At 41.7% G+C, this 20,940-nt stretch carries 17 protein-coding genes and 3 tRNA genes; 6 read left to right on the top strand and 14 right to left on the bottom strand.

The window, feature by feature from the left end:
- Nucleotides 1-92: 92 nt before the first annotated feature.
- From PROVRUST_RS04460 to ttrS, 6 genes are all read right to left on the bottom strand, one after another.
- A complete protein-coding gene (locus PROVRUST_RS04460; protein ID WP_006813517.1) occupies nucleotides 93-884 on the bottom strand; it encodes a PhzF family phenazine biosynthesis protein in 792 nt (263 codons plus the stop codon).
- A gap of 134 nt (nucleotides 885-1,018) precedes the next feature.
- Entirely contained in the window at nucleotides 1,019-2,551 is a 1,533-nt protein-coding gene (locus tag PROVRUST_RS04455) for a peptide MFS transporter (RefSeq protein WP_006813516.1), read from the bottom strand.
- Nucleotides 2,552-2,929: 378 nt separating this feature from the next.
- Entirely contained in the window at nucleotides 2,930-4,153 is a 1,224-nt protein-coding gene (mdtG, locus tag PROVRUST_RS04450) for a multidrug efflux MFS transporter MdtG (RefSeq protein WP_006813515.1), read from the bottom strand.
- Nucleotides 4,154-4,927: 774 nt separating this feature from the next.
- Nucleotides 4,928-5,875 (bottom strand): Kdo(2)-lipid IV(A) acyltransferase, encoded by a 948-nt coding sequence (locus tag PROVRUST_RS04445; protein WP_006813514.1) that lies wholly within the window; start codon nucleotides 5,873-5,875, stop codon nucleotides 4,928-4,930.
- Nucleotides 5,876-5,943: 68 nt separating this feature from the next.
- Complete coding sequence (gene ttrR, locus PROVRUST_RS04440; protein ID WP_006813513.1) at nucleotides 5,944-6,540, bottom strand: tetrathionate respiration response regulator TtrR; 597 nt, start codon at nucleotides 6,538-6,540, stop codon at nucleotides 5,944-5,946.
- Between the two features lie 115 nt (nucleotides 6,541-6,655).
- Nucleotides 6,656-8,398, bottom strand: coding sequence for a tetrathionate respiration histidine kinase TtrS (ttrS, locus tag PROVRUST_RS04435; RefSeq protein ID WP_039854289.1), 1,743 nt, complete (start codon nucleotides 8,396-8,398; stop codon nucleotides 6,656-6,658).
- 252 nt (nucleotides 8,399-8,650) lie between these two features.
- Between ttrS and ttrB the strand changes: the two genes are divergently transcribed.
- From ttrB to trhO, 4 genes are all read left to right on the top strand, one after another.
- Nucleotides 8,651-9,388: a tetrathionate reductase subunit TtrB gene (ttrB, locus tag PROVRUST_RS04430; protein ID WP_039854287.1), complete on the top strand. Its 738-nt coding sequence runs from the start codon at nucleotides 8,651-8,653 to the stop codon at nucleotides 9,386-9,388.
- A complete protein-coding gene (ttrC, locus tag PROVRUST_RS04425; protein WP_006813509.1) occupies nucleotides 9,370-10,416 on the top strand; it encodes a tetrathionate reductase subunit TtrC in 1,047 nt (348 codons plus the stop codon). Before ttrB ends, ttrC begins: the two co-directional genes overlap by 19 nt.
- Entirely contained in the window at nucleotides 10,409-13,492 is a 3,084-nt protein-coding gene (ttrA, locus tag PROVRUST_RS04420; protein WP_006813508.1) for a tetrathionate reductase subunit TtrA, read from the top strand. The genes ttrC and ttrA overlap by 8 nt, the downstream gene beginning before the upstream one ends.
- Nucleotides 13,493-13,877: 385 nt before the next feature.
- Nucleotides 13,878-14,924, top strand: a complete 1,047-nt coding sequence (trhO, locus tag PROVRUST_RS04415; RefSeq protein ID WP_039854447.1) for an oxygen-dependent tRNA uridine(34) hydroxylase TrhO — start codon at nucleotides 13,878-13,880, stop codon at nucleotides 14,922-14,924.
- 38 nt (nucleotides 14,925-14,962) lie between these two features.
- Here the strand turns inward: trhO and PROVRUST_RS20125 are convergent, their stop codons facing one another.
- The 8 genes from PROVRUST_RS20125 to PROVRUST_RS04375 form a co-directional block, all read right to left on the bottom strand.
- Nucleotides 14,963-15,115, bottom strand: coding sequence for a LuxR C-terminal-related transcriptional regulator (locus PROVRUST_RS20125; RefSeq protein ID WP_230083759.1), 153 nt, complete (start codon nucleotides 15,113-15,115; stop codon nucleotides 14,963-14,965).
- 106 nt (nucleotides 15,116-15,221) lie between these two features.
- Nucleotides 15,222-15,557, bottom strand: coding sequence for a hypothetical protein (locus tag PROVRUST_RS19845; RefSeq protein WP_006813505.1), 336 nt, complete (start codon nucleotides 15,555-15,557; stop codon nucleotides 15,222-15,224).
- A gap of 223 nt (nucleotides 15,558-15,780) precedes the next feature.
- Complete coding sequence (gene bssS, locus PROVRUST_RS04400; protein ID WP_006813504.1) at nucleotides 15,781-16,035, bottom strand: biofilm formation regulator BssS; 255 nt, start codon at nucleotides 16,033-16,035, stop codon at nucleotides 15,781-15,783.
- Between the two features lie 227 nt (nucleotides 16,036-16,262).
- Nucleotides 16,263-17,312, bottom strand: coding sequence for a dihydroorotase (pyrC, locus tag PROVRUST_RS04395; protein ID WP_006813503.1), 1,050 nt, complete (start codon nucleotides 17,310-17,312; stop codon nucleotides 16,263-16,265).
- Between the two features lie 192 nt (nucleotides 17,313-17,504).
- Nucleotides 17,505-17,580: transfer RNA gene (locus tag PROVRUST_RS04390), tRNA-Asn, on the bottom strand.
- Nucleotides 17,581-17,861: 281 nt separating this feature from the next.
- Nucleotides 17,862-17,937 (bottom strand) — tRNA-Asn (locus tag PROVRUST_RS04385).
- Between the two features lie 298 nt (nucleotides 17,938-18,235).
- A tRNA-Asn gene (locus PROVRUST_RS04380) sits at nucleotides 18,236-18,311 on the bottom strand.
- Between the two features lie 136 nt (nucleotides 18,312-18,447).
- Nucleotides 18,448-18,951 (bottom strand): YlaC family protein, encoded by a 504-nt coding sequence (locus PROVRUST_RS04375; RefSeq protein ID WP_006813502.1) that lies wholly within the window; start codon nucleotides 18,949-18,951, stop codon nucleotides 18,448-18,450.
- Between the two features lie 480 nt (nucleotides 18,952-19,431).
- Between PROVRUST_RS04375 and cspE the strand changes: the two genes are divergently transcribed.
- Together cspE and PROVRUST_RS04365 are read left to right on the top strand one after the other, a co-directional pair.
- Nucleotides 19,432-19,644, top strand: coding sequence for a transcription antiterminator/RNA stability regulator CspE (gene cspE / locus PROVRUST_RS04370; protein ID WP_004909801.1), 213 nt, complete (start codon nucleotides 19,432-19,434; stop codon nucleotides 19,642-19,644).
- A gap of 480 nt (nucleotides 19,645-20,124) precedes the next feature.
- Nucleotides 20,125-20,823 carry an MgtC family protein gene (locus PROVRUST_RS04365; RefSeq protein ID WP_006813501.1) on the top strand — a complete coding sequence of 233 codons (699 nt, stop codon included), beginning with the start codon at nucleotides 20,125-20,127 and terminating at the stop codon, nucleotides 20,821-20,823.
- Nucleotides 20,824-20,940: the final 117 nt, after the last annotated feature.

The following is a 20,940-nucleotide window of genomic DNA, read 5'->3' as shown; positions in this document are numbered from 1 at the left end:
AGTAAAAATAATTACTTACCGGAACATTAATGCACATATTATTAATGTTGCGAATAAGTGTAATCTTGATCACAAATAAATACAGTAATTAATCAAACGTGAATCGTTCCGGCTAAAAAGAGTGTTGCTTTTCCCGTCAATTTGACGCGACTTTGGTCAACCAGACAGTCTATTTTTCCACCTCGTGCAGAAATTTGGTGACCAATTAATGCATTTTTTTGTAATCGTTTAGCCCAAATTGGTGCGATAGCACAGTGGGATGTCCCTGTCACCGGATCCTCATTCACCCCTTTTGCGGGGGCAAAATAACGAGAAACAAAGTCAGCTTGGTCATCATGATTTTTGGCAGTGATCGTCAGGCCGGGTAATGGAAGCTGTGCAAGTTGAGCCATATTAGGTTGGCAATCTTGAACTTGTTCGGGTGAGTCGACAAAGCAGAGATAGCGATCTTTGGCTATCCACAATTCAGAAATAGGTGTATTCAGGATTGTCGATAATTGTGGATAATCTACCAAATCAACACGTTGGCTTTCTAAAATGGGGAAGTCGAGTGTAAAACTATCTTGATGTTTATGAACAGTGAGCTCACCGGATAGGGATTGAAATATGATGGGGTTAGTTGGGTGCCCTTTGAATTTATTTAAAATAAATGCTGCGGCTAAGGTCGCATGTCCACATAACTTAACTTCAACAACCGGTGTAAACCAACGAATATGCTCATCCACCAAAAAAGCCGTTTCTGGCAAGTTAATTTCTGCAGCAATTGCAATTAACCTTTCATCAGGAAGCCATTCATCCAATAAAACCACCGCAGCAGGATTACCGTGAAATAGCCTATCAGTAAATGCATCGACATAATAAATCGGAATAGAAAGCGTTTTCATGGCGAGAAATCCTTGTTAGGTCTTTGAGTGAGGTTTGATAAAAATTGAGGATGAGTATAGCGGGAATTTAAACCAAGAGGAGTGTCGGCTCAATAATTTTTAATCACTTATTGAGCCGAGCAATTTTGCGTTAATTACTTCGCTTTAGCGTCGTTTTTATCTGCATTCTGTAGCATTTTTCTGACAGGGATAATCAGAGCGGCTAGCACAATAGCACAGATAACAAGAGCAATAGAGACGTGAGAGAATAAATCAGGCATTGAATCTAATTGGTCTTTACGGATATTTCCGCCCATGATCCCCGCGGCTAAGTTACCAAGTGCGCTTGCACAGAACCATAATCCCATAACCTGACCGCGCATTTTCTGTGGTGCGAGTAAAGTCATGGTTGCCAATCCGATAGGGCTTAAGCAGAGCTCACCTAACGTCAGTAATAAGATACTGCCCACTAACCAGAATGGAGAAACACCAGATTGAGTTGCCAGTACTTGGTTTGCAGCAACCATCATAATAGCGAAACCACCCGCGGCGAACAGAATACCAATAACGAATTTGGTCATGCTGCTTGGATTCATATTGCGCTTGGCTAATGAAGGCCAGAACCAGCTAAAGATTGGTGCTAATAGAATGATAAACAAGGCGTTTATTGACTGGAACCAAATCGTAGGGATTTCAAAATCACCCCATTGACGATCAGTATAATCACGGGCAAAGATATTGAATGAGGTTGGTTTTTGCTCAAATGCGGACCAGAAGAAAGCAGCTGCTACTAACAGAATTAAACAAGCCAGTAAGCGGGAGCGCTCACTACTGTTTAAACCTGCGCAGAAGAACATAAAGATAAAGTAGATACCCACACATGTTGAAATGATGTATGCCGAGCTTTTGGCGATGACGGTTGGGTTGAACGGGATGGTTCCGTTAGTGATTAACGTGACAAGAACCGCCAGTGCAGCCAACGCAAGTGTTACCCATTTACCCACATTTTTACGCTGTACAGTAGGGTGATTCCATGTGGAGTCTAAACCCACTTCTTTATCATAACGACGCATTTGTGGAATGGCATAGAAACGGAAAATTAGTAGGGCGATAACCATACCTAGGCCACCTAAACCGAAACCTAAGTGCCAGCCGTATTTTTCATGGAGTGGACCAATAATTAATGGGGCAATAAATGAGCCCATATTGATACCCATGTAGAACAGCGAGAAACCGCCATCACGACGAGTATCTTCTTTCTTATATAGAGTTCCTACCATCACGGTGATACAGGTTTTAAACAGACCTGTACCTAATACAATCAGTAATAAACCAACGAAGAAGAAGGTATTGGTAAATACGGCAGATAAAGCGATGGATAAATGACCGAATGCAATGATCAGTGAGCCATACCAAACTGCGCGGCGTTGGCCTAGCCAGTTATCGGCTAACCAGCCACCCGGTAATGAAGTGATATAAACACCACCAGCAAAGATACCGACAATAGCGGAGGCTTGATCAATCGGAAGCCCCATACCACCTTGTAATAAGGCTGCGCTCATAAACAGGATCAGAAGGGGACGAACGCCATAGAAAGAAAAACGTTCCCACATTTCTGTGAGGAAAAGCGAACTTAGCGGGTAAGGATGCCCGAAAAAGGTTTTAGTTTTAGTCGCAGAATGACTCATGTGTAAACTCCAATACATGTTGTCTTGTGAGGTTGTGCCTGATTGTGTACATCGAGTAGAAAGCTCAAGTACTATTGTTTTGATATGTTAATGCAGTGTTGCAAACATATTTTCGGCATACATTATTATAAAATGGCTTATAAGCAGAATGAATTTATTGTAAAAAAGTTACTTTTAAGATGAATATTCGATGTAACTCTCATTTCTTACTATAAGGTTGGGAAGAATAACGGATTTTGATTGACATTAAAAGAATGTTTTCTGAATCGATTAAGTTAATTAAAAACATGGAGTTATAAAGGTCTTTTGTGGGTTATAAACTTTTCGTTTAAAAGATAATAAAAAGTTATGTTTATGCATGGGGATCATACTTAATCGCTACTCTTCAGATGGGGTTGCTCTAAGCCCATCCGACTGCCTTTTTATGACTATCCAAGAGTAAATAAAATTGAAAAGAACTAAGGCTGCCGTAAAGAAAAATACGGCTCTAAATCCATAGGTTGCAGCAACAAATGATCCCATTAATGGTCCGGTTACATTTCCTACATCCCGTAGAGCTTGGTTATAACTGAATATCCGCCCAGTGACTTGGTGGGATATATTATAAATAATTAAGATTTGTACTGCGGGCAAGAGTGCCGCATTAAGAGCGCCGAGTACAAAACGTAATGCCCCTAATTCCCAGTAGTTACTGACCAATCCCATAGGAAATAGGACAAAAATGGAGGCGGCCAGTACCGCGAGTAATACTCGGTCTGGACCTATTCGGTCACTTAACTTCCCTAATAATGGCGCGCTAATTAATGCGGCGACACCAGGAACTGAGGCAATGATCCCACTAATAAGCGCAAGGTTATCATGGGATTCGGCAAGCTCTCTAACGTATAGAGTGAGTACTGGATTGATTGAACCAATCGACGCCTGAATAATCATGGTGGTAAAAAAGAGGCTGATCACGAGATTTTTATTACGTAATGAAGCAAATACTTGTTTTCCCGTTAATGCATCTTTACGAGATACTGGGGTAAAGCGTTCGCGAACATAGAATAGGGTAACGAAAAAGCAGATAAACAATACGCTGGCGGTGATAAAAAACACAGGGCGCAAGCCATATTGGTCAGCGAGTAATCCACCAATTAAAGGGCCGATAAGAGCACCACTTACCGCACCTGTTGCCAATATCCCCATTGCCCAACCACTTTTATTGACAGGAACTTGGGTGGCGATTAATGCATTGGCATTAGGGACAAATCCGCCTAATAAACCTAGCAAAGCGCGCAATGCTAGGAGTTGCCAAATATTCTGGGCAAAACCAATCAAAACCATCACAATCGCCATACCGAGTGCAGAGCGTAATAGCATGAGCTTACGACCTTTACGGTCAGATAAACGCCCCCAGAATGGCGCCGCAATGGCAGAGAATAAAAAAGTGATACTAAAAACAGCACCTGTCCACAGGCTAAGAGATGCGTGGTCAGTAATGCCCAGCTCTTCGATATAAAGGGGAAGGAACGGCATGATGAGGCTAAAGGCTGCACCCGTTAAAAAGCAGCCGAACCAGACGACATATAGGTTGCGTATCCAATATGTGTTTTTTTTCATGCTCTCCCTTCATACTTCGCGCTGCAGCGTTGTTGGCTGCACAATCTAATCCTAGTCACATACTTTTGTATGCTCCTAGGTCTTATCTTGCTAGCCGCCTAGCTGCAACACGAATTATTTTGGGAGTACCCGTAGAGACTTCGCGCTGCAGCGTTGTTGGCTGCACAATCTAATCCTAGTCACATACTTTTGTATGCTCCTAGGTCTTATCTTGCTAGCCGCCTAGCTGCAACACGAATTATTTTGGGAGTACCCGTAGAGACTTCGCGCTGCAGCGTTGTTGGCTGCACAATCTAATCCTAGTCACATACTTTTGTATGCTCCTAGGTCTTATCTTGCTAGCCGCCTAGCTGCAACACGAATTATTTTGGGAGTACCCGTAGAGACTTCGCGCTGCAGCGTTGTTGGCTGCACAATCTAATCCTAGTCACATACTTTTGTATGCTCCTAGGTCTTATCTTGCTAGCCGCCTAGCTGCAACACGAATTATTTTGGGAGTACCCGTAGAGACTTCGCGCTGCAGCGTTGTTGGCTGCACAATCTAATCCTAGTCACATACTTTTGTATGCTCCTAGGTCTTATCTTGCTGGCCGCCTAGCTGCAACACGAATTATTTTGGGAGTACCCGTAGAGACTTCGCGCTGCAGTGTTGTTAGCTGCACAATCTAATCCTAGCCACATACTTTTGTATGCTCCTAGGTCTTATCTTGCTAGCCGCCTAGCTGCAACACGAATTATTTTGGGGAAATTTTTACTTTGTTTTCGTGTAACAGCCTAACGGTGATGAATTTTATCTAAATCGCCATATAAAGAGGGTTCCCCTTTAGGGCGAGTTTTAAACCGGCGGTGGAGCCACATATATTGTTCAGGAGCACGTAAAATCTCTTGCTCAATGACCTTGTTCATCATTGCTGAGGTTGCAACATTATCATCAACAGGGAAATCATCGATTGCGGGTTGAATATGTAATTCATAACCTTTTCCATCAGGTAAGCGATGGGCTGCAAATGGAACGACTAAAGCATTTCCGTGTTTAATTAACATGGCAGAACCATTGGTGGTTGCAGCGTGTTTTACGGCAAACAAGGGGACAAATGAACTATTTCGTGGGCCATAATCATGATCAGGGGCGTACCAGAGGACTTCGCCTTCAGTCAGTACCCTAATCATGCTTTTGACATCGCGGCGACCAATCATATATTTATTGGATTTCAAACGCCCGCGGGTTTGCAGCCAATCCATCAACTTATTGTCATTTGGACGGTAAACACCAATTCCTGGGTTATGCATACCAAAGGCACGTCCTGCAATCTCCAAGGTCAAAAAATGTACGCCAAGTACAATGACCCCACGACCTGTAGCTTGAGCGGCACGCATATTTTCTAATCCGATGATTTTGAACCAACGGCGGATACGCCAATCAGGCCAGAACCAGGCCATTGCTGTTTCAAAAACGCCCATACCCACAGATTCAAAGTTCTTATCGATGTATTCTTGGCGCTGTTGCAAGCTCATATCCGGAAAGCATAATTGCAGATTACGATCCGCAATTTGTACGCGTTCTTTTAAGAATCGTTTAGAGAAACGCCCTAAACGAATACCGATCCAATAAATAACGGGATAAGGCAGCAGAACAAGAACATATAAAATGCCAATGCCTAGCCAAATTAGCCAGTAACGAGGGTGCAATAAGCTTTTGTTAAATTTTGGTGCTTGTATCATTGTTTTATATTTCTACCTAGTTGTATTCAATAGGAAAATAAACTCTTATTGAGGGTAATTATACCAAATTATTCATTGAATAACTGAGCTGATTGCAAAGTGCTCATCAATTCAGCAAGATTTCTGACCGCCATTTTTTCCATCACGCGGGAACGATGAACTTCTACAGTGCGTACAGACACACACGCAACATCTGCAATTTCCCGGTTGATCAATCCCTGAAGCACGTAGCGACAAACATCTCTTTCTTTAGGCGTCAGTGTGTTATATCGCTGTTTCACTAAATAATCTTCAGTGGCTTTAATGGTGCGTATACGCGCTTGTTCAAGGGTTTGGGCAAGTTGTTGGCTATCAATGGGTTTCTGTAAGAAATCAATAGCACCAAATTTGACTTGCTCCACGGCCATTGGAATATCTCCATGACCAGAAAGAAAAATAACAGAGAGTGTACTTTGTTGTTCCTTGAGATATTGATGGACTTGACGACCATCTAATTTCGGCATCCGCATATCTAGCAATACAACGCCTTCCTCATGGAGAGGGGCATGGTGGATGAATTGTTCGCTGTCATTCCATACCGTGACAGTATAGCCTAATGTTTCGAGTAAAAATTGACAGGAATCAGTGACATCAGTGTCATCATCGACAAGGTGAATAACGGGCATCAACCATACCTCGAGGCTTGTTTAATATACATATTAATTGTTCGCATAGCATTGTCACATATAGTTATTGGGAATGTTATCATTTGTGTGGCAAAACATGCGCTATTTCCGCTTATTACGGATATTTAAAAATTAACGTCACGTACAAACCATTGACGCCATCTTCATTAAGCTGATTTTCAATACGAATATCACCACCTTGGCTTTGAATTAACCGTTGGCAAATCACTAATCCTAACCCCAATCCCCCCTGCTTTGTGGTAGCAAACGGTGTGATCCCTTGATTGAGTTGCTCAATTGGCATCCCACCAGCATCATCGTGTAAAACTAATAAAAAACGGTTTTCTGCAAAGTGAAAATTAAAGCGTAAATGATGAGCTCCCGCTTGCAGACTATTACTGATCAAATTTGATAGCAGTTGGTCGAGTAAGGTTTCAGGAAGATTAAGTTGAACATCCGGTGTTTCGGGGAGGGATAACTGAGCCTGTGGATAATGTTGTTCGACCTGCAACAATTGCCATATATGATTAATAGTTTGTTTAACAGATTGTTGACGAAAGTTGAGTGTGGATTCTTGTCCCGGCTTTCCAGCCCATAAACGTAGATTACGAATGATATCGGCACCACGTTGAGCTTGTTCGTCAATTTTACCAATAGCCCCAATGAGTGGATGCGTTTCGGATTCTTTTTTCAATCGTAAAATGGAGCCTTGAGCATAGTTGCGAATGGCCGACAAAGGTTGGTTAAGCTCATGAGCAAATCCAGAGGCCATTTCACCTAATATATTCAGTCGCTGGGCTTTTTGTAGATTCGCTTCTTGTTGGCGTAATCGGTTATGAGCCACTTCGAGCTGCCGACTACGACGCCGAACCAGAAAGGCAATCCAAACGTGATTAATACCAAGCAATAAAAAGACCAATGCAATAATGCCAATGGTGATTTGGTGTTGGATAACCCAGCTCACCACATCTTGCCAAATTTCCCGTTGCTGGGGATGCTGATTGACGTCCCGTAATAAATTTTCGACTTGAGTCATCGAGGCTGGAGCCCCCCAACGCATATTCGAATTATCGTCGGAAAGTAAGGTCTTCGTGACTTTATCCACTAAATTATCAGGCACTTCACTTAATGCAGCAAATGACCAATTGGGATATAGCTCGGTACTTGTCAAACATGGCAGGGAGCTCTCTTTTTGCAGTAATGGACGAAACTGATTTTTATCAATCAGCCCTTCGCTGTCCATATTTTCCAATAAGCAAACAGGCACAATGGTCGCAGAGAGTGAATTATCCCGCAGGGCATACAACAAGGCGTCAGCAGGGAAGCCTAAAAATTGCATCCGAAAATCTTTTTCAGTGTCATATCCCATATCGCGCAGAACTTTATAACCCAACAAATACCCACCAAACGCATCGGGTGAAATAGCGCCCACCTTTTTACCTATGAGTTGATCCGCCGTATGAATATCGCTGTCTTTGCGTACCAATATCAGGCTGCCAATGACATTGCGAGTTGTACTGTTGGGTTCAACATCTGAACGTAATGAGAGCAACCAACGTAAGTGGTAGCGGTTATCTAACTGAATAAATTGTGCAGGATTAGTCAGAAGAAAATCGATTTTGCGATTGAAGATAGCGTCTTTCATCTCTTCAAGGTTTAGCGGCTGGAGAGTGAAGCTTTCACCGGGGATGGATTCGTTTAACGTATCAATTAAGGGTTGCCAGTGTAATTGCGTAAAACTGGGGCCACGAAGAGCAAGTACGCCGATTGTCCATTGTGCGGCACTCGCTGGTATACACCATATCAGCAGTGTCATTAAAAGTATGTGATACAACGGCATAGACGATTTTTTTAACATATAGGGTTTATTCGTTGCGTTAGATCAATATCGCCTCGGGTATGTGGTAAACCACAATAGGGGCGCAGCGGTTTTCTTCTTACACTGGCTTCAGTGAAGTACAAGATAACACAGCGATTTTAAAGAGAAATAAGAATTTTGCAGTGACCAAATATAGGCAGCAGTAAGTTGCCAATAAAGTCTGAAAAACCAATAACATATTGATTATTAACTTTTATTTTCGCATAAGCAATGTCAATGCTGGAGCCAATTATGGATCTGAGTAAACGAAAATTCCTACAACAAATAGGGGCAGTGACTGCCGGCGCATCCTTGATCCCGATCGCCGAAGCGGGTCTAAGCTTCTCCCCAACTCGCCGAGAAGGTAACCCAGAGAAACGCTACGGAATGCTGATTGATCTGCGCCGTTGCGTAGGTTGCCAATCCTGTACAGTTAGTTGTTCCGTTGAGAACCAAACTCCGCAGGGTGAATTTAGGACTACTGTTAGCCAATATCAGGTTTCATTAAAAGGGAATGAGGGCTATACCAACGTTCTGCTCCCGCGGTTATGTAACCATTGTGATAACCCACCTTGTGTGCCTGTCTGTCCAGTTCAAGCGACCTATCAACGTGAAGATGGCATTGTCGTTGTGGATAATGAACGCTGCGTAGGTTGTGCCTATTGTGTACAAGCTTGCCCATACGATGCGCGCTTTATTAACCATTCCACACAAACTGCGGATAAATGTACTTTCTGCGCTCACCGCTTAGAAGTTGGATTATTACCGGCTTGCGTTGAATCTTGTGTCGGTGGGGCACGTATTATCGGTGATTTAAAAGATCCGAATAGCACTATTCGCAAGATGCTCAGCGAGCATGAAGCACAAATTAAAGTCTTAAAACCAGAAAGCGGCACGTTACCACAGGTGTTTTATCTCGGTCTAGATGATGCGTTTGTGGAACCTTTACAAGGTAAAGGGCAACCGGCGTTATGGCAGGAGGTATTCTGATGAGCGAGCAAGTGACTTATATTTCAGAAATTATGGCTCAACCGCAAGAATTTTTCTGGCTTCCTTGGGCGGTACAGTATTTCTTCTTTATTGGTATTGCGGCTTGCGCTGTGCTCTACGCTTGTTATTTGCATTGGCAGAACAAAAGCGAAAACGGACGTTTAGAAATGATCTCGGTGTTTATTGCTATCACGATGGGGATCACTGCGCCGCTAGCGTTAACCGCTGATTTGCACCAAACCGCACGTGTTTGGCATTTCTATGCACATCCAACCGTCTGGTCTTGGATGTGGTGGGGATCGGTATTATTGCCATTATTTACCGCATTTGTGGGGCTCTATTTTGTAGCGTTGCTAGTCAAGCTGATTTGGAAAAAAGAGTATAAAGCGACACGTTGGGTTGCACTCTTAAGTGCATTATCAGCACTGGGATTATTGCTGTATACCGGTCGTGAGGCATCTGTTCTTATTGCTCGTCCAATTTGGTTTAGCTGGTGGATCCCGGTATTAATGTTCTTGAGTGCGATGCAAGTATTGCCAGCATTAGTTGCTCTGGGGGCACGTCGCGAACCTCAGTATCAAAATCGATTAGCTCGTTTCCAAGCGATCACATTGTTGCTATTTGCGGTTTGTTTTGCACTGTGGTTATCCGGTGATACCACGTCAGGGATTGCGGTTCGTCAGCAGCTTGATGTTGCTAGCCCAGGCTGGTGGATGTTGATGGGCGTTTGTGCGCTATGGGTTATCACGTTTGTGATGGCTGCGAGTAACTTAAAAATCAGACGTTCAGTGGCTTACATTACTATTTTAGCCGTGGTTTCTATGGCATTAGCGTGGACGCTACGTTGGATTTTCCTGATGGAAGTTCAAGCGGTGCCAAAATATAACATCATCACTAATCCATACCATTTCCCATTAGGCGATGATGGGTTACTGGCGATAATCGGTACATTTGGATTGTGGATTGCTTTAACAATTATTATTCGCGAAGGTGTTCGCTGGTTTGCGGGGAGAGTGCAACATGGCTAAATTCTCAAGACGTCAATGGCTTAAAGGTGGTTTAGTTGTCGGTGGTCTGGCTCTGTTCGGTGCAAGCTATCGTGAAGTGGCTAAACGTGCGGTCGATGGTTTAGTGGATGGCACCTCCGGTAAAGTGACACTTAGCCCAATTAACGGTAACTCGCTCATTCCTGAAGGAAATGCGATTGGTGGCTGGAAAGAAAATCCTGACCAAGTTGTGGCGATGACTCAATGTTTTGGTTGTTGGACTCAGTGTGGTATCCGTGCTCGTGTCGATACGGCAAAAAATGAAGTCTTACGAATTGCAGGCAACCCGTATCATCCGTTATCCCAAGAAAAGCATTTCCCATATGGTATGCCACTAACCACCGCGTTTGAAAAAATGAGTGGTGAAAGTGGATTAGAGAATCGCTCAACAGCCTGTGCTCGAGGTGCAACGCTAATGGAAGGCTTAACCAGCCCATTACGTATTCTTGAGCCAATGAAGCGTGTTGGTAAGCGTGGGGAAGGTAAATGGGAACGTATAAGCTTCGAACAGCTCATTAAAGAAGTTACTGAGGGGGGGGATTTATTTGGTGAAGGGCATGTTGATGGCTTAAGAGCGATTCGTGACCTCGAAACACCGTTAGATCCTTCTCAACCTAAATTAGGCCCAAAAGCAAACCAATTATTAGTGACTAATGCGGGTGATGACGGGCGTGACGGCTTTATCCGTCGTTTCGCTCAAAATGCGTTTGGTAGTAAAAACTTTGGGGCTCACGGTTCTTACTGCGGTCTTGCATACCGAGCGGGTTCTGGAGCATTGATGGATGACTTGGACAAGAATGCCCACGTCAAACCCGATTGGGATAATACCCGTTTTGCACTGTTTTTAGGCACATCGCCAGCTCAGTCAGGCAATCCATTCAAACGTCAAGGTCGTCAGTTAGCGAGTGCGCGGTTACGTGACTCTTTTAACTACGTGGTGGTATCACCTGCTCTGCCGTTAACAACGACATTGGCGAATGACCACGGTCACTGGGTGCCTGTGCAACCGGGAACGGATGCGGCATTAGTGATGGGAATGATCCGCTGGATTATTGAAAATAAGCGCTATAACGCAGCTTATCTCAGTGTTCCTAGTGAAAAGTCCATGGAAGCCGCTGGCGAGAAAAGCTGGACGAATGCGACCCATTTAGTGATTACGGATGATGAACAGCCATTAGCAGGAAATTTATTGCAACAGACTCATCTCACGGGTGTTCCAAGTGAAGATGAAGAGAAGAAATTTTATCTGGTGCAAGATACTTCTGGTGAGCTGAAGCTGGCGGATGAGGTGACAAACGCTGAGTTATTTGTCACACGCCAAGTGACTTTACATGATGGCAGTGAAGTGACGGTAAAATCCAGCTTCCAATGCTTGAAAGAAGCTGCTGACCGCATGACTCTCGAAGAGTATAGCCAGCGTTGCCAAGTACCCGTTAAAACGATTCAATCACTGGGTAAGGCATTAACGTCTTATGATAGAAAAGCGGCGGTTATTTCTCATGGCGGCATGATGAGTGGTAACGGCTTTTATACCGCTTGGTCCGTCATTATGTTGAATGCATTAATTGGTAACCTGAACCTGAAAGGGGGCGTTTCCGTTGGTGGTGGTAAATTTAATGGGGAAAATGATGGTCCTCGTTACAATATTTCTGGCTACAAAGGGAAGGTAAAACCTAAAGGTGTTGTGTTATCTCGCAGTAATGAAGTCTATGAAAAATCAGATGAATTTAAAGCTAGAATTGCTGCAGGTGAAAAACCGTATCCAGCCAAAGCCCCTTGGTATCCGTTTGCTAAAGGCCAATTAACTGAGCAGTTAGCCTCAGCTTTACTGGGATATCCGTATCCATTGAAAGCTTGGATCACTAACATGACCAACCCTGTCTATGGTATTGCGGGTATTCGTCAGGTCATGGAAGAGAAACTGAAAGATCCAAAACATCTGCCACTGATTATTGGTATCGATGCCTTTATGAATGAAACCACCGCATTGGCGGATTATATCGTGCCAGATACCCATAACTTTGAAAGTTGGGGATTTAGCGCACCATGGTCTGGTGTGCAGGTGAAAGCCAGTACGGCTCGTTGGCCGATTGTGAGTTCACGTACGGCGAAAACAGCAGATGGGCAGCCGATTTCAATGGAAGCATTTTGTATCGCGGTTGCTAAGCAGCTTAATCTACCGGGCTTTGGTGATAATGTGATTGCCGATATGGATGGCAACATGTATCCATTAAATACCGCAGAAGATTATTATCTACGCGTAGCGGCAAACATGGCATGGCTAGGTGAAAAGCCAGTTCCTGAAGCTGCGACAGAAGATATTCAAATTAGCGGTGTAGCTCGAATCATGCCTGAAATTACTCGAGTCCTGAAACCGGAAGAAGTACGCCGAGTCGCTTATATCTTTACGCGTGGTGGCCGTTTTGCGCCGTATGAGAAATCATGGGATGGGGATGCAACGGGCCCACAATGGAAAAAAGGATTACAAATCTGGAATCCAACGGTTGCAATTAACCGTCATGCCATTACAGGGGAGCGTTATAGTGGATGTCCAACCTACTATCCACCACGTATGGCAAATGGAGAAGATGTGAATGTGGTCTTCCCAGTGAAAGAATGGCCATTGAAAATGATGTCGTTTAAATCCCATGTCATGAGTAGTTCGACCACGATGATTGAGCGTTTACGTCATGTAAAACCAACAAATTTAGTCGCTATCCACCCAGATGATGCGGCGAAAATGGGGGTTAAGCACGGAGATTGGATCAAGATAACTACGCCAGGTGGTCATGGTGAAGCTCAAGTTAGTGTACTTGATGGTGTAATGCCAGGGGTTCTGGCTGTTGAGCATGGTTATGGCCATACCGAAATGGGCGCCAAACAACATTATTTGAATGGCGAACCTATGCCAATGAATGCGGCAAATGGTTCAGGGATTAACTTAAACGATTTAGGTTTTGCTGACCCAACTCGTGAAGTTGCCAATACATGGCTTGACTGGGTATCAGGTGCATCGGTGAGACAAGGTTTACCCGCACGCATTGAGCGAATTAGCTAATCCAAGTTTTATTTAGTGAAGTAGTAAGTTGGTATGCAATAAAAGTAGTAAGTGCAGTAAAGAGATTGCAAACCTATCCCGTTCTGCATAGCGGGATAGGGAACGCTTTCTCTGTTGTAAGCAGTTGACATTGCGCATATACGATGTAGCTAACCATCGTAACTTCGGCAAGTGCCTGGGAGGGGGAGCCCTCCCTTTTTTATATTTCTCATATTTTAATCACATCAAATTATCATTTCGATACGTTCTCTAAACAATACCCCTCCAAATAAAAGGTTTTTTATTAACATAATAAAGGTGATAATAATCACAATTTACTCGCCAACACGCGATGAATGAAAACTCAAATTTAATATCAATGCGTTACAAAGGGAAAACGAACACCATGCCAGTGTTACATAACCAAGTCTCAAACAAAGTTCTGAAAGAACGTATGTTGGCAGAAACAGAGCCGCGCACGACAATATCTTTTTATAAGTATTTTAATATTCAAGACCCTGTTGCTTTTCGTCATCAATGGTATCAACAGTTCCAAGCATTGAATGTTTTTGGTCGCGTATATATTGCGAAAGAGGGCATTAATGCTCAAATTAGTGTTCCTGCCTCTAATGTGGATGCCTTGCGCGAATTGATCTACAGTACAGACCCACGATTAGATAATTTACGCTTAAATATTGCTATTGATGATGACGGTAAATCGTTTTGGGTTTTACGGATGAAAGTGCGCGATCGCGTTGTTGCTGATGGGATTGAGGATGAAACATTTAATCCTGAGAATACAGGGCAATACCTGAAAGCGCACGAAGTGAATGAGATGATCGACGATCCAAATACGATTTTCGTTGATATGCGTAATCACTATGAGTATGAAGTAGGGCATTTTGAGAATGCGCTAGAAGTGCCGTCAGATACTTTTAGAGAGCAATTGCCAATGGCTGTTGAAATGCTACAGGATCAAAAAGATAAAAACGTGGTGATGTATTGCACGGGCGGTATTCGTTGTGAAAAAGCGAGCGCTTACATGCTGCATAATGGTTTCCAGAATGTTTATCATGTTGAAGGTGGCGTTATCGAATACGCCCGTAAAGCAAAAGAACAGGGATTACCGCTGCGCTTTAAAGGTAAAAACTTTGTTTTTGATAATCGGATGGGAGAGCGCATTACTGATGATACACTCGCGCACTGCCATCAATGTGGTGAGCTTTGCGACACACATACGAATTGCAAAAATGATGGTTGCCATCTGCTATTTATCCAGTGCCCAAGTTGTGCTGAAAAATATGAAGGGTGCTGTAGCGTTGAATGTACGGAAGAAATGAAACTCCCTGAAGATGAACAACGCTCTCGTCGTGCTGGACGTGAAGTCAGTAATAAAATATTTAATAAGTCGCGTCACCGCTTATCAGATGGATTATTAAATAGCCATAAGTAATTTTTTGATTAATAAAAAAGCCCTCAAAAGGGCTTTTTTTAATAAAGATATTTAAAAACATTATAAATAAAAAATAACTCAATTCTGTTCTTAACAAAAACTTTAGACGTAATATGCCGTTTTTGTGAGTATACGGTGCTATTACTTATCCCGAGTTTCCTGGATATAATATGATTTGGTGTTTCATTCATCCAGTTGTTAATTATATTCTGTTCTTTTATAGTAAAAATAGATGAATCATTATTATTAGCGAGCTTAGTAATTTTTTCTATTTGTTCTGAATCATTAATAACTTTATCAAGTGTTTTGGCTATTATCTTCTTTGACATTATAAAAAAAATTATCCTTAAGTAACAGAGGGTTATCTGTTAATGGATAAGTGGCATTAATATAAATATAAAATCTAATACTACTCGATGCATTTAATAGTGCTTTAAGTAATGGGCAATAGCTAGAGTAGTGACAGTAATAGGTTAAATTAACCAGAACAATACTGGGTGAATTATTTTTTACAAATTCAATACCATCTTTAATGCACCCTGTACTAATGAATTCTAATTTTTTATTAGAAGATAAATATTCAGTAATACCAAGGCGGGTATAATAACACTCATCAATGACTAATATTCTCATAGGGAACATCCTTGTCCGAAAAGAGCATTACAATAAATTGGAATTGATATGAAAGTCAATCAAGTAATAATAAAAACAATAAATTAACCGTTGTATTTGCAATTAATAAATAAATTTATAATTTTATTTATTACTATTCAATGGAGGGGTTGGTTTGGATAATAAATAGATTGGTAATGGATATTTGCAACAGTACAAATATCCATCCTTTATCTGTTACTTGCTAATGAGTCTTGAAGTTAGCTTCTACATATTCGCCAGACTCAATTTTATCAATTCCAGCCTGAAGAATATCAATCAGCTGCCTAGCAACATCAGTTGTTAACCACATGGTTTTATCCACGACGGCACTGTCTAAACTCTTATTTTGCTCTGGGAGGTAATGTAAACGAAGCATCATTGCGTCATAAGCGTCAACAGTGCTGATATCCCAACCAACAACAGGGTGGGTTTGGATGACATCATTTTTTCTATTCATTTAGACCTCCTAATCAAACATGGTGATAAATCAAACATGGTGATAATAGCGTATCAATGACTAAGAGCAGGTAACTCAGGACGAGCTATATGTAGTATATGAATATTTTGAAAATATGGTAGTGGTTGCAGCATTTTTTTACATAATTTTATGATTGTTATAAAAATATGTAAGTGATTTCTACTAAAAAAGAGTTATGGGAAGGCGAGTACCTTCCCATATATAGTTTATTGGCTTACGGCAATAGTCCAGCCTGAATCTTCGCCAGCTAAGAATGGAACAAGCTTATCATTAGCGCATTCGATAGAATCGCAGATGATATTTTGTGCTTTAGTTAGCGTGATATGACCTTCATTTACGGGCAGTCCATAAAACTTGGGTCCATTCAGGGAGCAGAATGCCTCAAAGTGTTTTAGGGCTCCGAGTTCTTCAAAAACAGTCGCATAGGCGGCTAATGCCGTTGGTGCATTAAAGACTCCCGCACATCCACATGAAGTCTCTTTACGAGATTGAATATGTGGTGCTGTATCAGTTCCTAAGAAGAAGCGATCACAACCAGAAGCGACAGCTGCACGTAAAGCATCTTGGTGTACATTGCGTTTTAATATAGGTAAGCAATATAAGTGCGGACGAACACCACCGACTAACATATGGTTACGATTAAACATCAAATGCTGAGGCGTTAATGTGGCTGCGGTGAATTCATTGGCATCCAGTACATATTGCGCAGCTTCCTTCGTTGTAATGTGCTCAAAGACTACTTTTAATTGTGGAAACTGTGCTCTCAGCGGCAACATGACTTGTTCTATAAATAAAGCTTCACGGTCAAATATATCAATATGACTGGCAGTAACTTCTCCGTGAATCAGTAATGGCATCCCAGCTTGTTCCATTGCAGCAAGAACGGGATAAATTTTCTTAATATCAGAAACGCCATGGCTAGAGTTAGTGGTCGCATTTGCAGGATATAATTTACAAGCTGTAAATACGCCTTCATTAAAGCCACGGATTAACTCTTGAGCATCAGTGGTGTCTGTTAAATAACAGGTCATTAATGGGGTAAATTGATGTCCATTGGGAACGGCTTTTTTGATTCGTTCACGATATGCTTTCGCGGCTTCTACGGTAGTAATCGGTGGGACAAGGTTTGGCATGACAATGGCGCGACCAAAAAACTGACTAGTAAACGGTACGACTGTTTTTAACATTTCATCATCGCGAAAATGAACATGCCAATCATCAGGGCGGCGGATCGTTAGAGTTGTTACTGTTGTCATTAAACCGGCTCCATAAAGGGGGGATGAGAGATGAGCAAGTGCTCAAGCCGGGATAGAATGATAAATCGAAAAAAATAAAATAGCTATGATAAATAGCAAATATTGACACAATAAATCTAGGGGTTTTAAAAAAACAATAGGGAAAAATAAGGGGGGAATAATACAGAGAAAAACGGAAAAGTAGTATTAAGTTGGCTCCTCCAGCTGGACTCGAACCAGCGACATACGGATTAACAGTCCGCCGTTCTACCGACTGAACTATGGAGGAACTCCCCTAACACGCAGAGGATATTAGCTTTCCCCATCAGTAATGTCAAAGGGGAAAATAGCAAAATGAGTTCGTTTGCCTGTTATCTGTGCGAATTGAAAAAATTTTGCTCTAACTACCTATGTTTGAAAGAAAAAATAACGGTAATTGGAAAAATATTTAATAGAATTTAATCGAGGGTTGAAATCTTTAGGAAAATAAAGATGGTTAAGCTGAGAAGCCTGGGAAGACAGAAAACAAAAAGCCCGCTTAGGTTTTACCTGAAGCGGGCTTCTTAAATTTGGCTCCTCCAGCTGGACTCGAACCAGCGACATACGGATTAACAGTCCGCCGTTCTACCGACTGAACTATGGAGGAATTGACTTGTTCCTGAGAACGAGGCGCATATTACCCAGCCAGTATTCACTTGTAAAGCATAAAATTGAAAAAAAATGCTCGACAGGTTGTTAATTAAACAAATTGCTGTTTATTTATGCCTGAATCCAGTAGCTGTCGGATTTTTATGGTGTTACTAAGAGGGTAGCAACTTAAAAAATGATAGCAATAATGGGTAAGAGATTTAGTGGGCGTTAGCTAGAAGAGCGAATTAGCAAGGATATAATATTAAAAAACAAAAAGCCCGCTTAGGTTTTACCTGAAGCGGGCTTCTTAAATTTGGCTCCTCCAGCTGGACTCGAACCAGCGACATACGGATTAACAGTCCGCCGTTCTACCGACTGAACTATGGAGGAATTGACTCGTTCCTGAGAACGAGGCGAATATTAACGACATCACCTCGAACTGTCAACGATAAAAATACAAAAAAAAACCAACTGCTCATTCACTGCTCATTCTGACTGGAATTTATGCTATATATTTGATATTGCATTAATTTTGAGTAGCTAAAGCAGTTCTTGTTAGCGCTGGGATCTCTGGATATGCAATATGATAAATATCATAAAAAGAGAGCATTCCTTTTAATGCTAATAAACGAGAGATTTCTTGCTTAATTGATGCTGGAACTTCTTTTGATTCAAGGATCTGATTCAGTGCAGTTTCAGATACAGGCTCTGTGACAAACCATTCGCCGTTATAACAGACCCGCAAGTCGAGAACACCAATATCATCAAAATGATAAACGGGTTTAACATCGAATAATAGAACACTGGCTAGCACGATAAATAGGATAGTGATCCCTGCCGTCCAATAAGGTCCAAAATAGGGGGCATACCAAAGAATAATAGCCAGTGGTAAGTAAGCGGCAATCATGCCTATACAGAGATATGGGTGATTAGCTAAAAATTGACTATTAAAGTGAGGTTTTCCATCTCTAGCTTCGCGTAGATTAATAGCATCTAAATCGTCGATAAGTATTTTTTTGATAATATCCATGGTAAGTGACTCTCTGTCAGATATCTATACTAGGAGGGTATCACGCGGCGAATGAATTGTTATATATCAGTTAAAAAAAATATTTAACTGGATTGTCATTGTTTCGAGTTTGTTTGCTAAATATTGATGAGTAAACAATCACGTTTCAACAAAGAAACCTTTACACTATCAATAAAGTGCAGCTCATTTGTTAGGCTTATATTCATCAAAAGTGACCTAGTCTAAAAAACGACAAAATTTTACATATTGGACGTATAAAATAGTTGCTATTATCTCAAAGTCATGAGTTAATGACAGTCGGCCTGTTTAGCAGTCCTATTTGATGTATGATTACTAAGTTAGTGTGTTCTAAAGAAGAAAGTTATCTTAGATAGCCTTTGACCTTAACGCTTCATCTTGGTGTTTCCCTGATTAAATAGCTGACTCTGGCCCATATATGCCAAAAGGCAAGTTTTTTGATGTTATATAGGAAAAAGTCAAATGTCCGACAAAATGAAAGGTCAAGTTAAGTGGTTCAACGAGTCTAAAGGCTTCGGTTTCATTACTCCAGCTGATGGTAGCAAAGACGTTTTCGTCCACTTCTCTGCCATTCAGGGCAATGGTTTCAAAACTCTGGCAGAAGGCCAGCAAGTTGAATTCACCATTGAAAACGGTGCAAAAGGCCCAGCAGCTGCAAACGTAACTGCAATCTAAGCTAATTGCTTAACTGATTTTCTAAAGCCCGTCATTATTTAATGACGGGCTTTTTCGTATGAGAAGCTAAAGCAGAAAAATAGAGATAAATAATTAACATTTTGAGCTTTACTTAACAATTCGCCACACCTATACTCAAGCCACATTTATTTTGGAGATAATTACTTGGAAAGCCAGAGTTGTACTAAAAACTTAATTTAATTGGCAAGTAATTAATCGTCTATTCCATTAACTGCTTGCCACCATGGCGGGCGGTGTCTGATATCTCATCACACATACTCCTTAGTTTTAGATAAAGTCATATTTCATCTTTGTATGAATATTTCGCTGTTGCGGTGAGTGTGTATCATGTTGGTTTATATTTACTCTCTATTCCCTCCAGGTAATCGTTAATAACACCTGAATATTTTTATATTCAATTTTTAGTTGTGTTTTTTTAGCGCAAATTTACCTTTATCCAAATCTTTTGGAGGGATCATTATGCTTTTTATTCCTGAAATTTTAAATTTAGTTGCAGCAATGTGCTTAGGGGCACTAATTGGTGCCGAACGTCAATGGCGCCAAAGAATGGCTGGCTTACGTACAAATGCACTTGTGGCAACAGGGGCGGCAGTCTTTATTTTAAGTTCGGTGACAACATCCCCGGATAGCCCTGGACGTATTGCAGCGCAAGTGGTATCGGGAATTGGATTTTTAGGTGCTGGAGTTATCATGCGGGAAGGCATGAATATCCGTGGATTAAATACCGCAGCAACATTGTGGTGTTCTGCAGGAATCGGTGTGTTATGTGGCTTAGGGCAATATGAACTAGCGACAATCGCGACATTATTGATCTTATGCGCCAATATTTTGCTAAGAGAAGCGGCTTCCAAAATTAATCGTCAGCCCCAGCAACAAGCTCTGGATGTTGAACAACGCTATAAAATTCGAGTTATGTGCCATCAAGGGGATGAAATTCTGGTAAGAACCCTTATTTTACAAGCCATTAATGGGTTACATATTCGCCTTCAATCACTCAGTAGTGCAGATACCCTGAAGACAGAACAGCTTGAAGTGTGTGCAGAGTTTTTGGCGACACCCGCCGAACAAAAAGAAATCGAAGCATTGGTTTGCCGCATTAGCCTTGAGCAAAGCGTCAGTGCCATCAATTGGAAAGTGGCATCAGAGCTACCAGCTTAACTGCCGAAAATTAATTAATCAGAGGAGCCAAAATGGACGACCACCCTCCGTCATGGAGATATAAACGAGAGCTATCTGGCTAAAATAATTATTTTTCAGTCAGATAGCGTTAATAAA

This window comes from Providencia rustigianii DSM 4541 (genome assembly GCF_000156395.1).
Lineage (GTDB): Bacteria > Pseudomonadota > Gammaproteobacteria > Enterobacterales > Enterobacteriaceae > Providencia > Providencia rustigianii.
Note: the sequence above shows the minus strand (reverse complement) of the source record. Positions and strands in the feature narration are given on the sequence as shown.